Source organism: Occultella glacieicola (assembly GCF_004353825.1).
Lineage (GTDB): Bacteria > Actinomycetota > Actinomycetes > Actinomycetales > Beutenbergiaceae > Occultella > Occultella glacieicola.
Window position 1 is genome coordinate 14,152 of record NZ_SMNA01000008.1, and the last position, 14,931, is coordinate 29,082.

General features: G+C 71.5%; 11 protein-coding genes. 7 read left to right on the forward strand and 4 right to left on the reverse strand.

Annotated elements, in window-relative coordinates; translation table 11 throughout:
* Positions 1-17: 17 nt before the first annotated feature.
* Together dapB and EXU48_RS16605 are read left to right on the forward strand one after the other, a co-directional pair.
* On the forward strand, positions 18-824 hold the full coding sequence (gene dapB / locus EXU48_RS16600; protein WP_235857084.1) for a 4-hydroxy-tetrahydrodipicolinate reductase: 807 nt from the start codon (positions 18-20) through the stop codon (positions 822-824).
* A 136-nt stretch (positions 825-960) separates the two neighbouring features.
* Positions 961-1,944: a sigma-70 family RNA polymerase sigma factor gene (locus tag EXU48_RS16605; protein WP_133108809.1), complete on the forward strand. Its 984-nt coding sequence runs from the start codon at positions 961-963 to the stop codon at positions 1,942-1,944.
* 34 nt (positions 1,945-1,978) lie between these two features.
* On the opposite strand, the gene EXU48_RS16610 is transcribed toward EXU48_RS16605, so the two are convergent.
* The 4 genes from EXU48_RS16610 to EXU48_RS16625 all read right to left on the reverse strand — a co-directional run bounded on the left by EXU48_RS16610 (position 1,979) and on the right by EXU48_RS16625 (position 9,166).
* Positions 1,979-2,320, reverse strand: a complete 342-nt coding sequence (locus tag EXU48_RS16610) for a hypothetical protein (protein ID WP_133108810.1) — start codon at positions 2,318-2,320, stop codon at positions 1,979-1,981.
* Positions 2,321-2,470: 150 nt separating this feature from the next.
* Positions 2,471-3,097, reverse strand: a complete 627-nt coding sequence (locus EXU48_RS16615; RefSeq protein WP_133108811.1) for a TIGR00645 family protein — start codon at positions 3,095-3,097, stop codon at positions 2,471-2,473.
* 170 nt (positions 3,098-3,267) lie between these two features.
* Positions 3,268-6,912, reverse strand: coding sequence for an ATP-binding cassette domain-containing protein (locus tag EXU48_RS16620; RefSeq protein ID WP_133108812.1), 3,645 nt, complete (start codon positions 6,910-6,912; stop codon positions 3,268-3,270).
* A 40-nt stretch (positions 6,913-6,952) separates the two neighbouring features.
* Positions 6,953-9,166, reverse strand: coding sequence for an alpha-amylase family protein (locus tag EXU48_RS16625; RefSeq protein ID WP_133108813.1), 2,214 nt, complete (start codon positions 9,164-9,166; stop codon positions 6,953-6,955).
* Between the two features lie 165 nt (positions 9,167-9,331).
* On the opposite strand from EXU48_RS16625, the gene EXU48_RS16630 reads away from it, so the two are divergent.
* The 5 genes from EXU48_RS16630 (at position 9,332) to EXU48_RS16650 (ending at position 14,910) form a co-directional block, all read left to right on the forward strand.
* A complete protein-coding gene (locus EXU48_RS16630) occupies positions 9,332-10,978 on the forward strand; it encodes an extracellular solute-binding protein (protein ID WP_133108814.1) in 1,647 nt (548 codons plus the stop codon).
* An 86-nt stretch (positions 10,979-11,064) separates the two neighbouring features.
* Positions 11,065-11,964: an ABC transporter permease gene (locus EXU48_RS16635; protein ID WP_133108976.1), complete on the forward strand. Its 900-nt coding sequence runs from the start codon at positions 11,065-11,067 to the stop codon at positions 11,962-11,964.
* Positions 11,961-12,941 (forward strand): carbohydrate ABC transporter permease, encoded by a 981-nt coding sequence (locus EXU48_RS16640; RefSeq protein WP_133108815.1) that lies wholly within the window; start codon positions 11,961-11,963, stop codon positions 12,939-12,941. The genes EXU48_RS16635 and EXU48_RS16640 overlap by 4 nt, the downstream gene beginning before the upstream one ends.
* Before the next feature lie 38 nt (positions 12,942-12,979).
* Entirely contained in the window at positions 12,980-13,759 is a 780-nt protein-coding gene (locus tag EXU48_RS16645) for a ThuA domain-containing protein (RefSeq protein WP_133108816.1), read from the forward strand.
* Complete coding sequence (locus tag EXU48_RS16650; protein ID WP_133108817.1) at positions 13,756-14,910, forward strand: Gfo/Idh/MocA family protein; 1,155 nt, start codon at positions 13,756-13,758, stop codon at positions 14,908-14,910. The genes EXU48_RS16645 and EXU48_RS16650 overlap by 4 nt, the downstream gene beginning before the upstream one ends.
* Positions 14,911-14,931 lie beyond the last annotated feature (21 nt).

Sequence of the window (14,931 nt, forward strand, 5' to 3'; positions counted from 1 at the left end):
CGGCTAGCATGACGACCATGTCGACCATTCCGACCATGCCGAACAGGCCGAACAGGCCGAACACCGGTGCTGCGCCCCTGATGATCGCCGTCCTCGGAGCCGCCGGGCGGATGGGCTCGACGGTCTGTGACGCCGTCCAGGGCGCTCCGGACCTGGCACTCGGTCCCCGGCTGGACGTCGGCGACGACGTGGCGGCTCTCGCCGGTCGCGGGGTGTCGGTCGCCGTGGACTTCACCGTGCCGTCCGCCACCGAGGCGAACGTGCATGCACTCATCGACGCCGGGATCCACGCCGTGGTCGGGACCACCGGTTGGACCGAGGACTCGCTGGCGCGCGTGCGGACCCACCTCGCCGAGGACGGTCGCGGGCTCGGAGTGCTCGTCGCCCCGAACTTCGCGCTCTCCGCGGTGCTCGCGATGCGGTTCGCCGCTCAGGCGGCCCGCTACTTCGAGTCGGCCGAGGTGATCGAGCTGCACCACCCGAACAAGGTCGATGCGCCGTCGGGCACGGCCATGCACACCGCCCGTGCGATCGCTGCCGTCCGTACGCAGGCGGGCCTTGGCACCGGCCCCGACGCCACCGAGAGCACACTCGACGGCGCACGCGGCGCCGTCGTCGACGGCGTCCACGTGCACGCGGTGCGGTTGCGCGGCCTCGTCGCACACGAGGAGATCCTGTTCGGGAACCCGGGCGAGCAGCTCACCATCCGTACGGACAGTTTCGAGCGTTCCTCCTTCATGCCGGGTGTGCTGCTCGCGACGCGCACCGTCGCCGAGCGCCCCGGGCTGACGGTCGGGTTGGACGGGTACCTGGACCTGGGCTGATCCGCCCCCCATCTGAGCCGGGCCGGATCGACGGAACCGCATCAGAACGGCCGGATCCCCCTGGGGGTCGGACCTGTGCGGCGCTGCCGGGCTCGGCCCTGTTCGGTTGTCGGCGGCCGGGGTTAGCATTTCGGTCATGTCAACGACACGATCTGTCGATGCCGAGTTCGCGGAGATCATCGCCCCGTACGAGCGGGAGATCTTCGCCCATTGCTACCGGATGATGGGTTCGGTCCATGATGCCGAGGACCTCGCCCAGGAGACCATGCTCCGGGCGTGGCGCGGGTACGCCCGGTTCGCGGGTGCCTCCTCCGTGCGGACCTGGATCCACAAGATCGCGACGAACACCTGCCTGACCGCGCTCGAGTCGCGGCAGCGTCGGCCGTTGCCGACCGGACTCGGCGCCCCGAGCACCGCCCCGGACGCACCGCTGGTCGAGCAGGACATCCTCTGGCTCGAGCCCGCCCCGGACGGGGCGCTCGGCCACGACGACCCCGGCGACGTGGTCGAGTCGCGAGAGTCGGTGCGGCTGGCCTTCGTGGCGGCGTTGCAGCTCCTGCCGCCGCGCCAGCGTGCCGTGCTCATCCTGCGGGACGTGCTGGCCTGGCGGGCCGCCGAGGTGGCCGAGGCGACCGGTCAGAGCGTCGCCAGTGTGAACAGCCTGCTGCAGCGGGCCCGGGAGAAGGTGGCGAAGGCCGCCCCGACCCGCGAGGACGTGCTCGAGCCCGACTCCGCTGCCGAGCGTGAGTTGCTGGCGCGCTACGTCGACGGGTTCGAGCGGTACGACATCGCGGGCCTGGTGGAGCTGTTCACGGCGGACGCGGTCTGGGAGATGCCGCCGTTCGAGGGCTGGTACACCGGCCCGGAGAACATCGGGGAACTCATCGCCACCCGGTGCCCGGCCACCGGGCCGGGGGACATGCTGCTGGTGCCCACCCGCGCCAACGGTCAGCCCGCCTATGGGCTCTACATGCGCGGCGAGGACGGCCGCCACCATCCGTTCCACCTGCATGTCGTCGAATGCTCCGGCGGGGGAGTGCGGCACGTCGCGGCGTTCTTCGACACGTCGCTGTTCGAGACGTTCGGACTCCCGGCGGTCGTGGACGCCGCGATCGTCTGACGGGGCTTGCGCCGCAGGCCGATGCCCGACGGCGTCAGCTCGCCACCGTGAAGTCCGTTGCCGCGGTGAGGCCGCGGGCCGGGGTCCGACCGGCCGACGCCGTCTGCGCATGGTGCGGATCGGCGGCGACCGGCTCGATCCCGGACTCGGCCCGCCGGTTGTCCCGATCGCGCCGCTGCCGGTCCGAGCGCTCCAGCACGATGCCGAGCCCGATGCCGAGCAGGGTGCCGGCCGCGACCCCGATCGCGATGTCCACGACGATGTTGCCGAGAGCCACACCCACGGCCATGCCGAGCCCGATGCCGGTGCTCAGCCAGGAGCCGCGTGGCGAGGACACGGTGGGCTTGCGAGTGCCGGGAGTACTGGTCTGCAGCATGGCTCCAGCCTAGGAATCAGGACGTTCCGGCGCGTCCGCCGACCGGACGATCCTGGTCTCCCCCCAAGGGTGGACGGCGCTCGACCGGCTGGCGGTCGGACGGTCCTGGCGACCTACCGGCCTCATCCCGACGGATGAGGGCGGCCCGGCTCAGTGCTGGGACTCGAGCGCCCGACCTTCGCCCGGGGCGTCGCTCGGCGTGCTGGACGCGGCAGCGAACCGAGCGTTCGCGGCCCGCTGGTGGGAGGTGAGGGACATCCGGTCGATCCACGCCAGTGCGAGCGCCGAGAGGATGAACGCGATGTGGATGACCGTCTGCCAGAGCATGACCTCGGGCTTGGTGGTGTTGCTCTCGATGAACGTGCGGAGCAGGTGGATCGAGGAGATCCCGATGATCGACATCGCGAGCTTCGTCTTCAGCACGTTCGCGTTCACGTGGGAGAGCCACTCCGGTTGGTCCGGGTGGTTGTCGATCCGGATCCGGGAGACGAACGTCTCGTACCCGCCGATGATCACCATGATCAGCAGGTTCGAGATCATGACCACGTCCACGAGGCCGAGCACGATGAGCATGGTGTCCGCCTCCTCCATCGGGTGGCCGGAGAAGACCTCGGTGATCAGGTGCCAGAGCTCCTGCATGAACATCCACACGTACGCCGCCTGCGCGACGATCAGGCCCAGGTACAGGGGTGCCTGGAGCCATCGGGACAGGAAGATGAAGTAGCCGAGTGAGGAGGCTGCGGGGTGGTTGTCGTTGCGGTCGGCTCGTTTGAGCATGACGCGGTCCTCTCGGTCCGTCGGTGGGGATTGCGCCCCACTGACGGCGGGGCGGCGTTGATGCTAGCAGTCGGGCGTGACCACTTCGTGATCTCCAACGCGACCGTGGGCGCAGCGGTTCCCGGATGTGAGGAAGGTCGCGCGCGTCGCGGCGCGGGCCCCGGTGGCATTCAGCCGGCGAGGTGGCTCCACCTCGGGGCGAGCCGGTCCCACGGCCCGACGTCGGCCACGGTGCCGTCGACCAGCACCACCACCCGGTCCGCCCGGGCGAGCGCGGCCCGCTTGGACGTGGCGCCGACCACGGTGGTGCCCCGCTCCCGCAGCGCCGCCCAGAGCTCGATCTCGGTCGAGGCGTCCAGGGCGCTCGAGACGTCGTCGGCGAGCAGGAGTTCGGTGTCCGCGGCGAGGGCACGCGCGAGCGCGAGGCGCTGCACCTGACCACCGGACAGCCGCACGCCACGGTGTCCGACGAGGGCGTGGGGTCCGCCGGCCTCCTCCACGTCGTGGGTGAGGCGCGCGCCCCTGATCGGGCCGTCGAGGTCGCGGGCGTGGTCGAGTCGGACGTTGTCGGAGAAGGTGCCGGACAAGACCCGTGGCACCTGGGCCACGTGCGCGACCTGAGCCGGCCGCAGGAACGCCTGCGCGTCGCTCACCGCGACCCCGTTCCAGCGGACATCACCGGTGTGCTCCACCAGGCCGGCGAGCGAGGAGAGCAGCGACGACTTGCCCGAGCCGACCTGCCCGAGCAGCAGGATGAGCTCGCCGCGCCGGACCTCGAGGTCGACGTCGCACACGCCGATCGTGCCGTCGTCGTGCACGGCGCTCAGGTGACGCAGCTCGAGGCGCTCGAGCGGCTCGTGCGCGGGTGCGGTGGGCGCGGGGGCGACGCCGGTGACCAGGTCGACCCCGGGCCGGGCTGCGACCAGGTCGGCACCGTCGGCGAACCGGGCGGTGGCGACCTGCCAGGCCCGGGTGCCGGGCGCCTCGGTGACCACGGCGCCGGCGACGACCCCGAACCAGGCGAACCCCATCACGGCGTTGGCGACGAGCAGGGTGGTGGCCAGGTCCCATCGGCCGGTGAGCAGGAACCCCCACGCGACGACGACGCCCACGTACAGGGTGACCATCGGAACCGAGTCCAGCACGGCCTGGACACGGTGCTCGAAGATCGCCGCGCGGACCCGGCCGGAGTCGACCTCGCCGAGGTGCCGGCGTACGTCAGGGGTGCGGGCCGCGAGCTTCACCGTGCGGGCCGAGTCCAGCGCGGAGACGAGGGCACGGCCGAAGCGGGCCCGGGCCGCGGACGACGCGGTCGCCGAGCGGCCCGCGATCGGCCGGCCGATCGCCGAGGCCGCGGCGGAGACCACCATGACGGCGAGGAGCACGGCGCCCGCGGTCCAGGTCCCGCTGATCAGGGCGGTGACCGCCACGATCAGGAGGCCGTTGATGAAGTCGACCCAGCGGTCCGCGTACCGAGCGAACCGATCCGCGTCCATCGCCCGGGCCACGACCTCGCCCGGCGGCGTGGCGGGCAGCCGGTGCTGCCGGGTCTGCCCGTACATGACGGTCATCCGGATCCGCAGCAGGACCTCGACCCACCACCGCGGGTACAGGCCGATGGCTCGGGACAGGATCAGTGGCTGCGCGAGCAGCAGCAGAGCGAGCGCGACGACGAGCACCACGGGAACTGTGCCCGTCTGGACCTGCTGGACCGTGCGGCCCCAGAGGTACCCGCTGACCGCACCCTGGGCGGCCACGAGGCTCGCCAGCAGGAACAGGAAGGCGGCGAAGATCCCCCACCGCGGCCGCACCAGCAGGCCGTTGAAGATCCCACGGGCCAGGCTCGGACCCGTGCCCGGCTCGGGCACGTCCGGCGGGGTGCCGGTCCGACGGCGCCCGCCCACCGACTCCGCGGCGTTCAGCGCGCCGGCCGCACCATCGGAACCCGCCGACGTCGTCTGGTCGGGCACGCTGCGCTGGAGCGTGTCGCCTGCCCGCGCACCGGCGTCGATCTGGCGATCGGAGACACCGTCCTTCTCGTAGTCCTCGTCGTCCAGCGAGCCGTCGCTCGCGCCCGCCTCCACCAGCGTGCGGAACGGGCCGGGCGTCCGGGCCAGCTCGGCTCGCGGGCCCTGCTGCACCACACGGCCGTGATCGAGCACGGCGACCAGTCCGGCTCGCTCGATGGTGCCGAGGCGGTGCGCGACCAGGACGCCGGTGCGCCCGCTGAGCAGCCGGTCCGATGCCGCCACCACGCGGGCCTCGGTGAGCGGGTCCATCCGGGCGGTCGCCTCGTCGAGGACGACCAGCTGCACGTCCCGGACGAGCAGGCGCGCGAAGGCGACCAGCTGCTCCTCACCGGCGGACAGCGTGGTGCCACCCGGGCCGAGGAGGGTGTCCAGGCCGTCGGGCATCCCGGACGCCCACTCGGTCAGCCCGAGCTCACGGACCGCGGCCTCGATGTCGGCCCGCGGGACGTCGGCGAACAGCGCGATGTTCTCGGCGAGCGTCCCGGCCAGGATCTCCGTGCGCTGGGTGACCACGCCGACGGCGCGACGCAGCTTCTGCAGGTCGAGGTCGCGGACGTCGGCACCACCGAGGAACACCATGCCGCGCTCCGGCTCCACGGCCCTCGACAGCAGCGCGGCCAGCGTCGACTTTCCGGAGCCGGTCCGGCCCACGAGCGCGATCGTCTCGCCCGCCGGGACCCGCAGGTCGACACCGCTGAGCGCGAAGGTGCCCTCGGCGTAGGAGAACTCCAGGTCACGCAGTTCCAGGTCGAGTGACCCGGCCGGGACGTCGTCCCCGCCCTCGGGCTCGGGCTCCAGGGCGAGCATCTGCCGCAACCGCAGCACCGCGCCGAGCCCTTCCTGGATGTCGGGCAGGTGGTGGACCAGGTTGTCGATCTGTCCGATGAACATCGCGGTGACCAGGAACAACGTCACGAGCTGCTGCACGGACAGGCCGCCGTCGGCGGCGATCACCGCGCTGACCACGGCGATCGCGGCGAGCAGCGAGTAGGTCAGCAGCCCGGCCCGCCGGATCAGCCGCTCCTCGACCCGCACCACCTTGTGGAACTTGTCGTGGACGAGCGCCGAGAGCTGGGCCAGGCGCCGCACCGCGAACGCCTGCCCGAGGCTCGTGCGCAGGTCGTTGCGGGCGGCGACGGCCTCCTCGAAGGCCGCGGCGTGATCGGTCCAGGCCATCTCCTCGATCACCTTGCGGCGAGCGATCTCGCCCAGCATCTTCCGGGTCACGAACCAGACGAGGCCGGCGAGCAGCGGGAACAGGAACCAGGACGGCCACCACGTCAGGCCGGCGACGATCCACATGGGCACGGTGCCGGCGACGGTGCGGCCCGCGCCCCAGAGCTGGCGGCGCACCAGGGTCCCGACGGCGTGGGTGTCGTCATCGACCCGGTCGAGCACCTCGCCCACGGCCTGCTCGGAGAGCGCCGCGAGCGGCTGACGAAGGGCCGCGCTGAGCAGGTCGCTGCGGAGCTTCCCTTCGGCCCGGTCGACCACGCCGGCCCAGATCACCTGACCGACGCCGTCGAGCAGCGCGCCGCCCACCACGCACGCCGCGAGCAGCGCGAGCCCGGCAATCGTGGCGTTCTCGGCCAGCCGGCCGGCCGCAGCCGTGCCGAGCACCTGGCCGAGGGCGCCGATCGTGAGCGCGACCAGGGCGATCGCGGCGGCGGGCCGCCGCAGGCGCCGCCAGTCGAGCCGGCGAGCCGGGTCGGTCGGGACCGGCGCAGGCAACGGCGACGCCTCGGGAACGGGCGTGGTCTCGGGGGTGCGTGGTGCGTCGATCATCGCCCCCGAGGTTACGTCCAGCCACCGACATGTCCCGCCTCTATTTTCCGCCCGGCGACCCGGCCACGCACCCCGCTCGGCCGGTTCCGAGAGACTCCTGATCGTCGGGTGTGACCACGATCACCTCGTGGCCGGTCAGCGCGGGTATCGACACCCACAGACGCGGCCCGTCCCGTCGGGTCACCAGCGGGTCCCCGGCGACGAGGCCGCGGGCGTGACTGAGCGCACCGTCGGGGTCGTGGATCCCGAGCCGGTACGGCCCGATGCTCCACAGGTCCTCGACGGTGCCGGGGGTGGCCTCCGAGCGCCCCGCGTCCAGGAGGTGGATCACCCAGTGATCTCCCTGCCGGTACGGGTGCAGGTCGATCCGGCCCGGTCCTTCCAGGAGCACGGGCTCGGGGCCCCGGAGGGTCCACCGGACGAGGCCGGCGAGCAGGTGGTGGTGGTCGGCGAGGTCGTTGCGGCCCGCGCACCGGTCGAGGTCGGCGGCGAGGTGGACGGTGCGCCCGCGCCCGCCGGCTCCCTCGGTGACCACGATCGCAGGCAGGGCGGGCTCCGCCACGGGCGGCCGCCAGGAGGTCTCGGGCGGGTAGACCCCGAAGGCCGGGACTGCGGTGGCGAGGACGTGCGCGCCCGGCCGGACCGCCACGTGCTCCAGGCGGCCGCCGAAGCCGATCAGGTCGGTGCCGGTGAGCTCGGACCAGATCGGCTCTGCCGAGTCGGGCCAGTCGCGGGTGCGCTCGAGGTAGGTGTGCCGGCGGGCGTCCTCGAAGCCGCCGGTGTGCGGGCCCGTCGCCCCGGTGGCCGTGCCGAGCGGGCGGGTGCCGAGGATCTCGGCGAGCGGCCCGGCCGGTGCCGGCTCGCCGTTCTCGTCGAGGGCCCCGAGGGGGCCGGAGGCGATCAGGTTGCCGCCCGCCGCGACGAACGAGGCGACAGCGTCGCGCTGCGCGGCGGTGAGCACGGCCAACTGGGGCAGCACCACGGTGGTGAACCGATGCCCCTGCTCCGCCAGGTCGTCGACGTGCAGGGGTGTGGCTGGGACGCGGGCCGCGAGCAGGGCCCGTCGGAACCCGTCCGCCGGGATGGTCGTTCGGGACACGGCGTCATCGCCGCCGTACACGGCGGCATTGAGGTCCGACCAGACCAGCGCCACCCGTGCCACCGGGGTGCGGTCGCGGAGGTAGGCCTCGTTGCGCCGGTGCCACGCGAACAGTCGCCCGGCCCGGTCGTACTGGCGCCGGTCGCCATGGACCGCGCCGATGTGGTGCCACCACGGGTCGATGCCACCCGCGGCCCCGGCCGCCATCCACAGCGTCGCCTCGCCGGCGGGCATGGCCGCGAGCCGGAACACCGGGTTGCCCGCTCGGTACATCGCCATCGACTCGGCCAGGACGGACCCGGCGGACATCAGCTCGGTGAGCCTCCGCCCCGTCTCGGCGTTGTCCTCGAAGCCGCGCCCGCCACGGAACTGGTGGTCCACGAGCACCACCCGGGCATCCGAGACCAGCGCGCGGGCGTCGATGAACCGGTCCACCTGGGCGGTGGTCGAGGCCGGCAGCATGCCCAACCAGAGGCAGTCGGAACCGCCGTGCTCACGCGCGACCCGGGCGTTCTCGGCCCAGATCCGGCAGCGTCGGTCGACGTTCCAGCGGTACCAGGACCGGTAGGTGGCGTCGGCGAAGTCGACCACGTCGGGCAGGGCGAGGCCGGTTGTGTCGCGGAAGCCCGCGCGGCAGTGCGCACAGTGGCAGACCCGACGGCGGTCCAGGCCGGCCCAGCTGTTGTCCGCGAAGCCGTCGGGCCGGTACGCCGCGATGATCTCCGAGAGCACGGCGGGCAGGTGCTCGGTGTAGTACGGGCTGTTCACGCAGGTCACGGTCAGGTCGCCGGCCCGGTACGGGATGCCGTCCGCGTCGCGGGCGAGCCAGTCGGGCCGCGCTGTGGCCACCGCGGCACCGACCCGTGAGGAGTCCATCCGCGCCACCACGGCCAGCCCGGCGGCACGCGCATCGGCGGCGACCTCGCCGAAGAGATCCCGGTCGCCGAGGTAGCGGGCGCGGGCGTGCCCGTCGATCAGGGTCGGGTAGTAGGCCACGATCCCGCCGGCATTCACGATGACGGCGTCGATACCGGTGTCCCGCCACTGATCGCGCCACAGGTCGCGCGGATACCGGACGGGGTCCATCTCGGTGAGGTTCGTCTGCCCCCACCTCCGGACCCGGGTGTGCCAGGGGTGGGTCGAGGTGCCGGTCATGGTGGTTCGCTCCTTCGCGCAATACAGGGGGAGATCTTGGCTTGCGGGAGAACTTGTTTGACAAGATTACATGGCGACTGCAGACTGAGCGAACCGCTTCGACAGTCCAGGTGACGGTCAGGCGGTACCAACCCCACGCCACGACGAAGTGAAGGTGATCGACAGATGAATCCCCACCAGCGGCCGCGCATCGCTCGGCGTTCGTTCCTCACCCTGGCCGCAGGCAGCGCCGCGTCGGTGCCCCTGCTCGCGGCCTGCGGCTCGGGTCCCGGCGGCCCGGACGCCGGCCCCTCCGGAGGCGGAGCGGTCGACGTCGACTCGGTCATCCCGGACTACATCCCGCGGGACATCGTGACCCCGGACTTCCCGAGTGTCGACGGCTCGACCCCGGGGTACCTGAGCTTCCCCGACGAGTTCGTGGCGTCGGTGGACGAGGTCCCCGGCCGCGGCAGCTCGTTCACCGCGATGACCCCGTTGTGGTCCACGGTGCCCCCAGGCCTGCCGGACAACAGCTACATGGTCACCGTGAACGAGGAGATCAACGCCGACTTCCGGTTCCAGATCACCGACGGCAACGCCTACGGCGAGAAGCTCCAGGCGGTCCTGGCCGCGGAGTCGAGCGTGCCCGACTTCGTCACCATCCCCTCCTGGACCCTGCCGCCTCGATTCGGCCAGGCCGCCGAGAACCTGTTCGCCGACCTGACTCCGTACCTCGCCGGGGACAAGATCACCGCGTACCCGAACCTGGCCAACATCTCCTCCGAGGCGTGGCGCTGCTGTGTCTTCGACGGGAAGCTCTACGGACTGCCCTATCCGAGTGACCTGATCAACTCGGTGATCTTCTACCGGCACGACCTGACCACCGATCTCGGCATCGAGGTCGCGCCGACGAACGCGCAGGAGTTCCTCGACCTTGCGCTCGACCTGACCGACCCCGGGGCGAACCGCTGGGCCATGAACGACATGTGGGCGGGGGCACAGCTCATGTTCGGGGTACCGGACAAGTGGCTCCTCGAGGGCGGCAACCTGGTGCACCGCGTGGAGAGCGAGGCCTACCGGCAGGCGCTGGAGTTCCAGGCGGAACTGTTCGCGGCCGGCGTGGTCCACCCCGATGCGGTCGCCGGCAACGAGCAGCAGGCCCGGCAGCGGTTCATCTCCGGCGAGGTCGTCCTCACCCCGGACGGCGCAGGTGGCTGGCTGAGCGCCACCCGGGAGGCGTACGCCGGCAACCCCGGCTACAACCAGCAGCCGGTCCCGGCGTTCGCGGGCGACGGCGGAACGCCCGTGATCTACAAGGGCACGCCGTCGAACCTGTTCACCTTCATCAAGAGGACCGACGACACCGAGCGGCTGGAGGAACAGCTCGCCCTCGCGAACTACTTCGCGGCACCCTTCGGCACGAAGGAGCAGATGCTGCTCGAGTACGGCGCCGAGGGCGTGCACCACGAGCGCGACGAGGCGAACGTGCCCACGCTCACCGAGACCGGGCTGCGCGAGGTCGCCCGGACCTACACGTGGATCACGCGGCCACCGATCGTGGCGTCGCAGGTGCAGTACCCCTCCTATGTGGAGGACTTCGCCACCTGGATGGCCGGCGTCATGGAGTACGCCGTGGACCCGGTGTTCTACACCCAGCAGATCGTCGAGCCGCCGGAGTTCGGCGCCCTCGAGCAGCCCTTCATCGATCTCGAGATGGACATCGCGCGAGGCCGCGCCGATATCTCCCAGCTCGACGGCGCGATCGAGAATTGGCGCTCGGCCGGTGGTGAGCAGCTGCGCGAGTTCTACGCCGAATACCTGGACGAGCAGTGACGGCTGCCCCGCAGGCGGCGCGGCGGCGCGAGCGGGCCGCCGCGCCGGCGCCCCAGGTGCCGACCTCGCCGCGCCGCAAACGCCCGATGCGTGCCCGGCTGCGCGAGGACTACCCGCTCCTGCTGATGTGTCTGCCGGTGGTCATCCTGCTCGCGGTCTTCATGTACGCACCGATGCTCGGCAACGTCATCGCGTGGATGGACTACTCGCCCTACGTGGGGATCCTCGGCTCGGACTTCGTGGGCTGGTGGAACTTCCAGCGGGTGGTCGCCGACCCCCGGTTCTGGCACGCGGTCCAGAACACCCTGATCATCACCGGGTTCCAGTTGGTGTTCTTCTTCCCGGTGCCGATCGCGATGGCGATCCTGCTGAACAGTGTGCTCACGAAGCGGGTGCGCACCGCGATCCAGTCGATCGTGTACCTGCCGCACTTCTTCTCGTGGGTGATCGTCGTCTCGATCTTCCAGCAGATCCTCGGCGGCGCCGGGCTGGTGAACCAGTTCCTGCGGTCCCGCGGCCTCGAGGCGGTCGAGATCATGACGAACCCGGACACGTTCCTGCTGCTGATCACGTCCCAGCAGGTCTGGAAGGACGCCGGCTGGGGCATGATCGTGTTCCTCGCGGCACTGTCGACGGTGGACCGTTCGCAGTACGAGGCGGCCGCGGTCGATGGCGCCGGCGCCTGGCGGCGGATCTGGCACGTGACGCTGCCGGCGCTGCGCCCGGTCATCATCCTGCTGCTGATCCTCCGGCTCGGCGACGCCCTCACCGTCGGGTTCGAGCAGCTGATCCTGCAGCGCGACGCCGTGGGCGCCGGGGCTGCGGAGGTGCTCGACACCTTCGTCTACTACTCGGGCATCGTCTACGGCGACTGGAGCTACGCCGCCGCGGCCGGCCTGATCAAGGGCACCGTCAGCCTGATCCTGGTGCTGGGTGCCAACAAGATCGCGCATGTGTTCGGTGAGGCAGGGGTGTACCAACGATGACCACGACAGTCCCCAGAACGTCCGCCCGGGTGAGCGAGGCGGGAGGTTCCGCGGCACGCGGACCCGGGCACCGCCGTCGGCACCCCGATCGGCCGCCCTACGAGGCGGAGCCGGGACCGGTCGCCAAAACCGCCAAGACGACCGCGCTCACCGTGATCGTGCTGGCGGTCCTGGTACCGCTGTGGACCGTCGTGGTCACCAGCCTGTCCACGCAGGCGGCGATCAACGACGCCGGTGGTCTGGTCCTGGTGCCTGGTGAACTGACCGTCAAGGCCTACACCGACATCATTCGGGGCGGGGTCGTCACCCGTGCGGTCGGGGTGAGTGTCCTGGTGACCGCCGTCGGGACGGCGTTGAGCCTGGCGGTGGCGATCCTCACCGCGTACGGGCTCTCACGTCCCGGGTCCCTCGGACACCGCCCGATCCTGTTCATGCTGCTCATCACCATGTTCTTCGGCGCCGGGATGATCCCGACCTACCTGGTGGTGGCGGGCCTCGGGCTGATCGACTCGCTCTGGGCGCTGATCCTGCCCACCGCGGTCTCGGCGTTCAACATCCTGATCATGCGGAACTTCTTCATGAACATCGACCGCGGCATCCTCGACAGCGCGCGGATCGACGGGGCGAGTGAGTGGCGGATCCTCGGCCAGATGGTGCTGCCGCTGTCCAAGGCGGTGATCGCGGTGGTCGGCCTCTTCTACGGCGTCGCCTACTGGAACGCGTTCTTCAACGCCGTCCTCTACATCAACGACTCCGCCAAGTGGCCCCTGCAACTGGTCCTGCGCTCGTACGTCCTGCAGGGCCAGGCGGTGCCGGGCACCACCTTCGACCCATCCAGCCTCGACGGCGGTCAGACGGCCGGCCTGGCCATCCAGATGGCCGTCGTGGTGCTCGCCATGGTGCCGGTCCTGATCGTCTACCCGTTCGTCCAGAAGCACTTCTCCAGCGGCGTCATGATCGGCGCCATCAAGGGCTGAGCGAGCCCGCCCAGTCAACGATCCGAAGGGAACCACCGATGACCGAGTCCGACACCCCGCTCCGCGTGCTCGTCTGGGGCGAGAACCGCCACGAACAGCTCGAGGAACACGTCGCGGCGCTCTACCCCGACGGGATGCACGGGGCGATCGCCGCGGGCATCACCGAGCAGGCGCAGGTGCCCGTGGAGGTCCGAACCGCCACCCTGGACGACCCGGAACACGGCCTCACCGAGGCGGCTCTCGCCGAGACCGACGTGCTCACGTGGTGGGGGCACAAGGCGCACCGGGAGGTCTCCGACGAGGTCGTGGACCGGGTCCAGCAGCACGTCCTGGCCGGGATGGGTCTGGTGGTGCTGCACTCCGGGCACTTCTCGAAGATCTTCAAGCGGCTGATGGGCACCACCTGCAGCCTCACCTGGCGCAACGACGCCGAGCGGGAGCTGGTCTGGACAGTCGCACCCGACCACCCGATCGCCGCCGGGGTGCCGCACCCGATCGTGATCGACGCGCAGGAGATGTACGGCGAATTCTTCGACGTCCCGGTGCCCGACGAGACCGTGTTCCTGAGCACCTTCGCCGGGGGAGAGGTCTTCCGCAGCGGTCTCGTGTACCGTCGCGGCCGCGGGAAGGTCTTCTACTTCTCGCCCGGTGACCAGGAGTACCCCGTGTACCACCACCGCGACGTCCGGCGCGTGGTCGCCAACGCCGTCGCCTGGGCCCGACCCGAGGTCTCCGAGCGGTCGCTGCCCGGCCTGGTGCGGGTGGGGGAGCAGCAGGACTGGTCCGGCCGCACGAGCGTGCCCGAGCCGGTGCGATGACCTCCGCCACCGAGCGCCGGGTCGTGGTGGCGGGCGCGGGCAACATGGGCCGCAAGTGGATCGCCACCATCGCCGGGACGCCGGGCGCCCGGGTGGTCGGCATCCTCGACGTCGACCTGGCGGCAGCAACCGCGGCCGCCCGGAGCATCGACTCGCCCGGCGTGCAGGTCCGCACCGACGTCGCCGACCTCGCCGACCTGATCGCGACCACCGGCGCGGACGTGGTGATGGATGCCACGATCCCGGCGGCCCACCACCCGGTCACGGCCATCGCGCTGCGATCCGGCTGCGCGGTGATCGGAGAGAAGCCCGCCGCGCAGACCGTGGCGCAGGCCCTGTCCCTGTGCGCCGGGGCCGAGGCCTACGAACGGCTCGTGCTGGTCAGCCAGTCGCGTCGGTACAACCCCCACGTGGACGCGCTCGTGGCCCACGGAACCGTCCTCGGTGACCTGGGAATCCTGCAGACGGACTTCTACCGGGCGCCGCACTTCGGCGGCTTTCGGGAGGAGATGGACCACCCGCTGCTCCTGGACATGGCGATCCACCCGTTCGACACCGCCCGCTATGTGCTCGGCGCGGAACCCGTCTCGGTGTTCTGCCGTTCGTTCAACCCGTCCTGGAGTTGGTACCGCGGGGACGCCGCAGCGGTCGCGACGTTCGAGATGGACTCCGGCGCCCAGTACACCTACAACGCGAGTTGGTGCAGCGACGGTGCCGAGACCTCGTGGAACGGGTCCTGGCGGCTGAACGGGACCCACGGCACGGTGCTCTGGGACGGCGAGTCCGACCCCGTGCCCGACGTCGGCCCGCAGGTGCCCCCGTCCGGCCACGCCGCGGACCACGGTGCCGCGAGGTCGGGCATCGCCGGTGCCTGGGACGCGTTCCTGGCCGCCCTCGAGGCGCCGCGGGTCGCCGGCCCGCGGGGCCACATCCATGAGAACGTGCTCAGCCTGGTCATGGTCGAGGCTGCGATCGCCTCGGCCCGGGCCGGCCTGCCGCTCGCGATCGACGACCTGCTCGAGCGGGCCCGGGAGCGTGCGCTCGCCGACGAGACCGACCCGGTGGTCCGGGAGCGGTTGGCGTGCTGGGGCCCGGTCCGCGAGCACCTGCTCGCGGCGGGCCGGGCAGGGGTGGCGGGCGTGCTCGGTTAGGGCGGGGCCGGATGCCCGACG

What these genes read in the sequence shown, in the direction of transcription:
- EXU48_RS16620 (WP_133108812.1), bottom strand. Translation starts at nt 6,912, where the DNA reads ATGATCGACGCACCACGCACCCCCGAGACCACGCCCGTTCCCGAGGCG.
- EXU48_RS16605 (WP_133108809.1), top strand. Translation starts at nt 961, where the DNA reads ATGTCAACGACACGATCTGTCGATGCCGAGTTCGCGGAGATCATCGCC.
- EXU48_RS16630 (WP_133108814.1), top strand. Translation starts at nt 9,332, where the DNA reads ATGAATCCCCACCAGCGGCCGCGCATCGCTCGGCGTTCGTTCCTCACC.
- EXU48_RS16645 (WP_133108816.1), top strand. Translation starts at nt 12,980, where the DNA reads ATGACCGAGTCCGACACCCCGCTCCGCGTGCTCGTCTGGGGCGAGAAC.
- EXU48_RS16625 (WP_133108813.1), bottom strand. Translation starts at nt 9,166, where the DNA reads ATGACCGGCACCTCGACCCACCCCTGGCACACCCGGGTCCGGAGGTGG.
- EXU48_RS16635 (WP_133108976.1), top strand. Translation starts at nt 11,065, where the DNA reads ATGCGTGCCCGGCTGCGCGAGGACTACCCGCTCCTGCTGATGTGTCTG.
- EXU48_RS16610 (WP_133108810.1), bottom strand. Translation starts at nt 2,320, where the DNA reads ATGCTGCAGACCAGTACTCCCGGCACTCGCAAGCCCACCGTGTCCTCG.
- EXU48_RS16615 (WP_133108811.1), bottom strand. Translation starts at nt 3,097, where the DNA reads ATGCTCAAACGAGCCGACCGCAACGACAACCACCCCGCAGCCTCCTCA.
- dapB (WP_235857084.1), top strand. Translation starts at nt 18, where the DNA reads ATGTCGACCATTCCGACCATGCCGAACAGGCCGAACAGGCCGAACACC.
- EXU48_RS16650 (WP_133108817.1), top strand. Translation starts at nt 13,756, where the DNA reads ATGACCTCCGCCACCGAGCGCCGGGTCGTGGTGGCGGGCGCGGGCAAC.
- EXU48_RS16640 (WP_133108815.1), top strand. Translation starts at nt 11,961, where the DNA reads ATGACCACGACAGTCCCCAGAACGTCCGCCCGGGTGAGCGAGGCGGGA.